This is a genomic window from Aestuariivirga sp., assembly GCF_037139295.1.
Lineage (GTDB): Bacteria > Pseudomonadota > Alphaproteobacteria > Rhizobiales > Aestuariivirgaceae > Aestuariivirga.
The window spans coordinates 1-6,169 of the sequence record NZ_JBAXGR010000150.1 but is presented as its reverse complement, the minus strand read 5'-3'; the positions used below and the strand labels follow the sequence as shown (position 1 = coordinate 6,169).

The 6,169-nt window shown below is 61.4% G+C and carries 7 protein-coding genes; 1 reads left to right on the top strand and 6 read right to left on the bottom strand.

Going from position 1 to position 6,169, the window contains the following annotated elements:
- Nucleotides 1-82 precede the first annotated feature (82 nt).
- The 5 genes from WCJ41_RS19695 to WCJ41_RS19675 form a co-directional block, all read right to left on the bottom strand.
- Nucleotides 83-1,759, bottom strand: coding sequence for a hypothetical protein (locus WCJ41_RS19695; RefSeq protein ID WP_336907543.1), 1,677 nt, complete (start codon nucleotides 1,757-1,759; stop codon nucleotides 83-85).
- A gap of 77 nt (nucleotides 1,760-1,836) precedes the next feature.
- Nucleotides 1,837-2,160, bottom strand: a complete 324-nt coding sequence (locus WCJ41_RS19690) for a hypothetical protein (protein WP_336907542.1) — start codon at nucleotides 2,158-2,160, stop codon at nucleotides 1,837-1,839.
- A gap of 104 nt (nucleotides 2,161-2,264) precedes the next feature.
- Nucleotides 2,265-2,552: a 30S ribosomal protein S21 gene (rpsU, locus tag WCJ41_RS19685; RefSeq protein ID WP_336907541.1), complete on the bottom strand. Its 288-nt coding sequence runs from the start codon at nucleotides 2,550-2,552 to the stop codon at nucleotides 2,265-2,267.
- Between the two features lie 130 nt (nucleotides 2,553-2,682).
- Nucleotides 2,683-2,892, bottom strand: a complete 210-nt coding sequence (locus WCJ41_RS19680; RefSeq protein WP_336907540.1) for a cold-shock protein — start codon at nucleotides 2,890-2,892, stop codon at nucleotides 2,683-2,685.
- Nucleotides 2,893-3,122: 230 nt separating this feature from the next.
- Entirely contained in the window at nucleotides 3,123-5,009 is a 1,887-nt protein-coding gene (locus tag WCJ41_RS19675; RefSeq protein ID WP_336907539.1) for an amidohydrolase, read from the bottom strand.
- Between the two features lie 104 nt (nucleotides 5,010-5,113).
- Here WCJ41_RS19675 and WCJ41_RS19670 point away from each other — a divergent pair, with 104 nt between their 5' ends.
- Entirely contained in the window at nucleotides 5,114-5,395 is a 282-nt protein-coding gene (locus WCJ41_RS19670; protein WP_336907538.1) for a hypothetical protein, read from the top strand.
- Between the two features lie 266 nt (nucleotides 5,396-5,661).
- Here the strand turns inward: WCJ41_RS19670 and WCJ41_RS19665 are convergent.
- Nucleotides 5,662-6,169 (bottom strand): DUF2950 family protein (locus tag WCJ41_RS19665; protein WP_336907537.1); only part of this gene is annotated, 508 nt, incomplete at its 5' end.

Below are 6,169 nucleotides of genomic sequence, written 5' to 3'. Positions count from 1 at the left end.
CTCCCGCAGGGAGCGCCACTTTTACAAGTTTGTTTAACTTCTCACACGATTGCGCGGACACCGGCCGTCGCGTGGCGAGCCGCTATTGCAGCGAGAGGCCAGCGCGCTTGCGGAATAACGTGTCGAGGCACTTCAGGAAGGCCTGCTGGGCGTCCTGAGGATAGTCAAGATCCTTCGGCGCGTTGGAGAGGAGCAACATGGTGGCGTTCGACTCGAAGAACACAACGCGACCTTCATCATCGACATCGAAGTCCATGCCGAACACGTCCAGCGGAATGCGGCGGCCAACTTCTAGGAGTGCATGCCACGCGGCCTCGCCAATGCGCTCGGGTTGCTCGACCACGGCGTTGGCCGTGTCGAACAGCGCCCTGTCGCGTCGATAGTGATCGAGGATGCGGTGGAACTTGCGTCCGCGCACCATCCACTGGTCGTCATAGTCGCCGCGGATCAGGGTCGGCGTCCCGTCCACGAAGGCTGCGCGTATCCGGCGGAAGAACCCGTTCTCATGTTCGACGCCTGCATATTCGATTGCGTAGAAATCCTTGCAGCCGATATCCAGCAGTTCGGTAAGGGCTGTATTGAGTTCGGCGTCGTTGCGCGCGAGATGAATGTTGGCGCCCTCCTGCTGGCCAACCGAGCGGAGGATGACGGGGAATGGGAACAGTTCCCTGATGCCCCGGCGAAGTGAATCGAACAGATGCGCCTCAAGGCGGAAGCGCACTGATTTCGGCACAATCAGGTTGGCAACGCCGCGCAGCGTGTCAGCGGTTTCAACGCGCGTGCAGTGAAGGGCCTGTTGCGCCGCATTCACGACGGGCAGTCCCAGTGCACTTTCTTGTGCCTCAACCTTTGCCAGTTCGCCGCGCTTCAGGTTTTCGCCATTGACGCAATTGTTGAGAATGATGGCCGGCTCGTGCGCTCCGACTTCGGAGGCAAGCGAACGCGCCGGGCTGCCGGCGAAAACAGAGAGGAAACGGTAACGGTCGGCACAGGCCTTGACGAGCTGACTGGGGAAGTTGCCAGTGAAGTGCTGTTCCATGGCGGGTGAGGCCAGCGTCTCTATGGCGGGATCTGCTGCGATCTCGATCACTGTGAGAATCTGCGACGGCAGGCGCGGTGCGGCATAGGCGGGAGCTGATGCAAGGTAGGAACTGTAGAAGCGCTTGGCATCCGCCTCGCGCTGCAAGACGTCGGCCGCGATCGCAGCATGTGCCATGGCTTCGGGCTTGTCGCGCCAGCGGTAGTCCGATGCATTGATGCGGGCAAACAGTCTTTCGTTTTGCCCGGCGCCGTGTGCGGCCTTCAGCCACAGCTGTTCAATGTCCCATCCGGCGGTGGGCCGGTCCAGCACCGGCAACAAATATCCGGCCACGAAATTGTCCTGACCCGCAAGAAGCAGCGATGCACAAAGATTCTCGAGTGCGGCCGCATCGAACTCGTCATCCTTGAGCAGTTCGAGGCGGGGGAGATCCATACCTGTGATGCCCGCGAGCTCGTCCTTTCGCCCGGAACTGGCTATCAGCCGGGCGAGGTTACCGGCATGCTTGATGCGCTGTGCCGGGGTGCGCGCGTCGCTAACGGCTTGACGTGCAAGTTCCAGTGCCTGGGCGGTCTGGCTGTTCATCGCCATGGCCAGGGCCTTCAATCCAAGGAGATCGCTGTCGTGGGGATCGAATGCCAGAAGCCTCTCGAGCTCCGCCAGGGCCGAAGCGCGGTCTCCGCTGCGCAGGGCGGTCACGATGTTGGAATGAGGCTGCATGTGATGTTCCAGACGAGGGCGGCGGTTACAGCCGCCTTTTGCACTCTCCGGCTTCGGGTTTCAACCCGCGGAGGCTGTTAGTTGGCGCCGTGATAGACAACCCCGGCTCGCGTGTAGCCGGACCACGAGACTGAGCCCTCGGCGGGCGCGTCGGTCGCCGGGAGAATGCGGATGGTCGTGGCATTGGGAACCATTCGGGCCTTGTCCTTGGTAGACAGGGGAAGGCCGGGGACTTCCGGCTGCGGCGTCTGTGTGATGGTCATCAGGCGCGTGCCTGGCGGCAGCACAGGGGCCACCTGGGTGGCAAGCTTGTCGATGTCGACGGTGCCATCGGCAAGGGCTGCGCCAGAGGCGATGCCAAGAGCCACTCCTCCCAGCAAGACTGCCCTCGTGATCCGCATGCTCGGTTCTCCTGCCGCGCCGGTAAGGCGCCGTAACGCCAAAATAGCAGCGCAGCGCGGCCCGGAAAAATTAAATTTTCCGGGAAGCCGATCTGTCGAAGTGATCAGGCTGCGGGCGTCTTGGGGGCGGCTGACAAGGCGAAGGGGTTGGACGGGCGCACCGGACGGGGCTTGGGCTTCGGCATCGGGATCAGACCCTCGCGCTGTGCCTTCTTGCGTGCCAGCTTGCGGGCGCGGCGGATGGCCTCGGCCTTTTCGCGTACCCGCTTTTCCGAGGGTTTCTCGTAGAAGCTATGGGCCTTCATCTCGCGCAGCAGGCCTTCGCGCTGCATCTTCTTCTTAAGGAAGCGCAGGGCCTGGTCGACGTTGTTGTCTTTGACGAAAATTCTCACGGTGCGTCACCTTTCTCGAAGGAAGATCGGCTCAAAAAGAATGCGCCGGTGCGGACACCGGCGCTCCTCGATTCCCTCAACCCGCCACCAGTACATCCGTGGCTCGCGGGAAAAAGGTCCTGGATGATGATCAGGCCGCCTGGAGGCGGTCTGCGGACGACTTGCCGTTACGCTTGTCGGTCACGATCTCGAACGAGACCTTCTGGCCTTCGTTGAGACCAGTCATGCCGGCGCGCTCGACGGCGCTGATGTGAACGAACACATCGCTGCCACCGCCCACGGGTTCGATGAAGCCGAAGCCCTTCTGGGCGTTGAACCACTTAACAGTACCTGTTTGCACAGTAGATCCTTAGATAGAAAGAGAGAAAAACGAACGAACTGCGGAATTGCAGGTCCGGTCACCGATGTTCTGGAAGAGTGGGGGAGATCCGCTGCGTCAAACGCGCGAGGCTGAGCCATCAGGCCAAAATTCGATGACCCGGATATAGGTAGCTCTGCCTAGCAATGCAAGACAATTCGTCAGCAAGCTGAAAATTGCTCCTCAACGCACTGGCCACTTCTCCGCCACAATCAGTCGAAGGCGTGAGCCACCTTGAGGGCATGGCGCAGTGCCTCACGCGGGAAATCCGGATTGCCGGGCGCCAGTGGCGAAAGCTCGGTCCTCTTTGCTTGCGGTTGCGCGGCGGGCAGTACACGGCCCTCCATCACTGTGCCCCACACCGCAATGTCCCTTATCCTGAGCGGATCGACGTTGAGGGGGTTAGCGGCGAGCACGGTGAAATTGGCGCGCTTGCCTTGGCTGATGGTGCCCACTTCGTTCTCGAGTTTCAGCGAGTATGCAGCTTCGATGGTAACGCCGCGAAGCGCCTGTTCGGCGCTCACGCGCTGATCAGGCCCGGCGATGCGGCCCGAAACGGTGAGGCGGTTGACAGCACACCACATCAGGAACAGCGGATCGGCCGGTGCCATCGGCATGTCGGAATGCAGCGACCACGCGATGCCTGCCCTGTTGAGGTCGCCGAGACGCACCATCTCATCGGCGCGCTCGGGGCCGAGCCCCACCTTGCCATACTGATCAGCAAGTGCCGCGACATAGTAAGGATTGCCGCTGACGATGGCACCCAGCGATTTGATGCGTGCCACCTGGTTGGTGCTGCTCACGGCGAAGTGCACGAGAACGGTGCGGTGGTCTTGGCGCGGGCTGCGGCGCAGATTGGCTTCCAGCGTATCGAGCACCCGGTCGAGGCCAGCATCGCCGTTGACATGGATGTGGATCTGGTAACCCGCATCCCAGTAGATGCGGAAGCCGCGTGCGAAGGCGGGCTCATCCATCATCCATTCACCCTTGTGGCCGTCGAGGTAGGGCTGGCGCACCTGCATCAGTTGCGAATAGATGGCGCCATCGGCGAACAGCTTGGCCTGCATCGGCGCCAGGCTGGTCATGCCGCCATACCATGAGGCAAGCTGCTGCGATTGCGTGATGACCTGCTGGTCATCCGGGTATTTCGTCACCATGCTCTTGGCATCGACCATGAATGACCAGCGGAATGGCATGTCAGGGCTTGAGAACACAGTGTTTACGCCATCCTGCACCGGCTTCGCCATGATGCCGCCCGGCTCGTTGCCGAGTGTGATTCCCTTGGCATGCATATAGTCGCGCGTCAGCTCGAGTCCGGCCCGCAACCGCTGCGGTGAGGCGGCGAAATTGGCGACGTGCGGCAGGACCGCGAACAGGCCCTGTTCCCAGAAATGCCCGTCCGCCATGCTGGATTGCTCCTTGGCAGATGCGGAGAAAGTCTCGAATACAACGTCGGTGATGCCCGCGCGCTGCATCGTGGCTGTGTTGAATGTCATCTCGTGACAAGAGCGCGACCACACGATGATCGGCTTCGTGGTGCTGATGCCGTCGAGGACGGCCTTGGTGAGCGGCCCGAAGAAGGCGCTGTGGTAGCCCCACGTCACGAAGGCATCGTCTGAAGGGGATGCGGCGTTCACCGCGCGGGTGAGGCGCTCGATGAAGTCCTGCTTGTCTCGCACTGCCGGCACAACTCGGCCTGGCAGCACCCAGTCCTCGATCGACAATATTTCGGAGGACATGGTCAGCGCCGCCAGCAGCGGGTGGTCATGCTGCGCGAGGAATCCGGGCACCAGCACGTGGCCGGCGAAGGTTTCGTCGATGGTGTAGGGCTGGTCGCCGAGAGTGGCCTTCACCTCCTCGAGGCTACCAACCCACAGGATACGACCGTTCACCACGGCTACGGCTTCAGCAGCAGGCCGCGTGGGGTCGAGTGTCACGATCTCGCGCGCCGTGAAGATCGTGGCGGGCGGCGCGCTGAGCATGGACCCGCCGATGTCGGTGAGCGATTCCGTGAGGGCGAGGGCGCTTCGCGACGCTGCCAGGGCGGAAATGCCTGCGAGGCTGGTGCCAAGAAGTGCGCGGCGGGAGATGTGTTTCATGGCCTGCCCCTTCCGTTTCCCTGTCGCTTCCGGAAAGTATCGTCAGGAGAATGAAGCTTTGCAACATCCCCCGGTGCGACACAAAACTGAGCGCCAAGTTACGCATGGCGCTCAGCAAGGTGCAGGCTTTGGGGCCGCGCAGGGGATGGGATGGGGTAAAGGGCGCAGCCGGACCGAAGATGGCGCTGGTGTGCGACAATGCTGTGACGGTGGAAACGTCGTCAGCGTCGCCTGAATGCGGCAGCTGTCCTGTCCCTTTCCAGCGAGATTATCTCGGCGAGTTTGGCTTCAAGCTGCTCACGCGGCATATCGTGGAAATAGGGCTGCAGGAAATTTGTGATGAAGTCAGAGTCGATGGATGGCTCCAGCAGCTCAATGTCGGCTGAGAAATTCTCGAACGCAGAATGAAGATCAAGCATGTGACAACTCCCCAACAGGTACAAAGGCAACTCCCTTGATCTGTGAATGGGCAGCCGCCATGCCCCGGACTTTGATCTAGCGCAACAAGGTCTGCAGATATTCGTATGTCCGCATGATTGAGCATTCGTTCAGTTCGCGGCTGCAAAGTGCACTGGCCGCTGATCCAAAAGAAAATGCCCGGCGAGGGTTTTTCCTGCCGGGCATGTCCGTGAGAGTGGTGTGGGCGTGTGGTTCAGTCTTCGACCAGTTCCCACTTGTCGCCGGGATTGAAGCTCATGGTCTTCGACACGATGGTATCGGTGTCGGGGCCGAAGTCACGCTCATAGACGACGCCTGCCTGGTTGACGACGAAGGTCGAGACCCCCGTCTCACCATATTTCGCCGGCCAGGCGATCAGCGCAAAGCCGTTGATCATGTTGTCGTTGACCACATAGTCGTGGGCGCCACCGGCGACGTTGTCGCCCTGGCGCTTGAGGATGCGGAACTTGTAGCCAAAGTAGCCGTCGCCAGCCTTTGCCTTCTCGAGTGCCGCAACATCGAGGCCGGGGCCGACCGGGCTGTCGCCGTCGCCCTGTTCAGCGGGCCAGTAAAGGCCATCCATCAGGCCGTCGCCGCTGATCAGCTTCTGTGCGAATTCGAGCACGCCGTCGCCGTCACGGTCCTCGCCGGAGTAATCCTCCTGGGCCTGCACGTACAGTCGCATCGTGTCGATGGCGTGGAGTTCGTTCTCGCCGATGCGG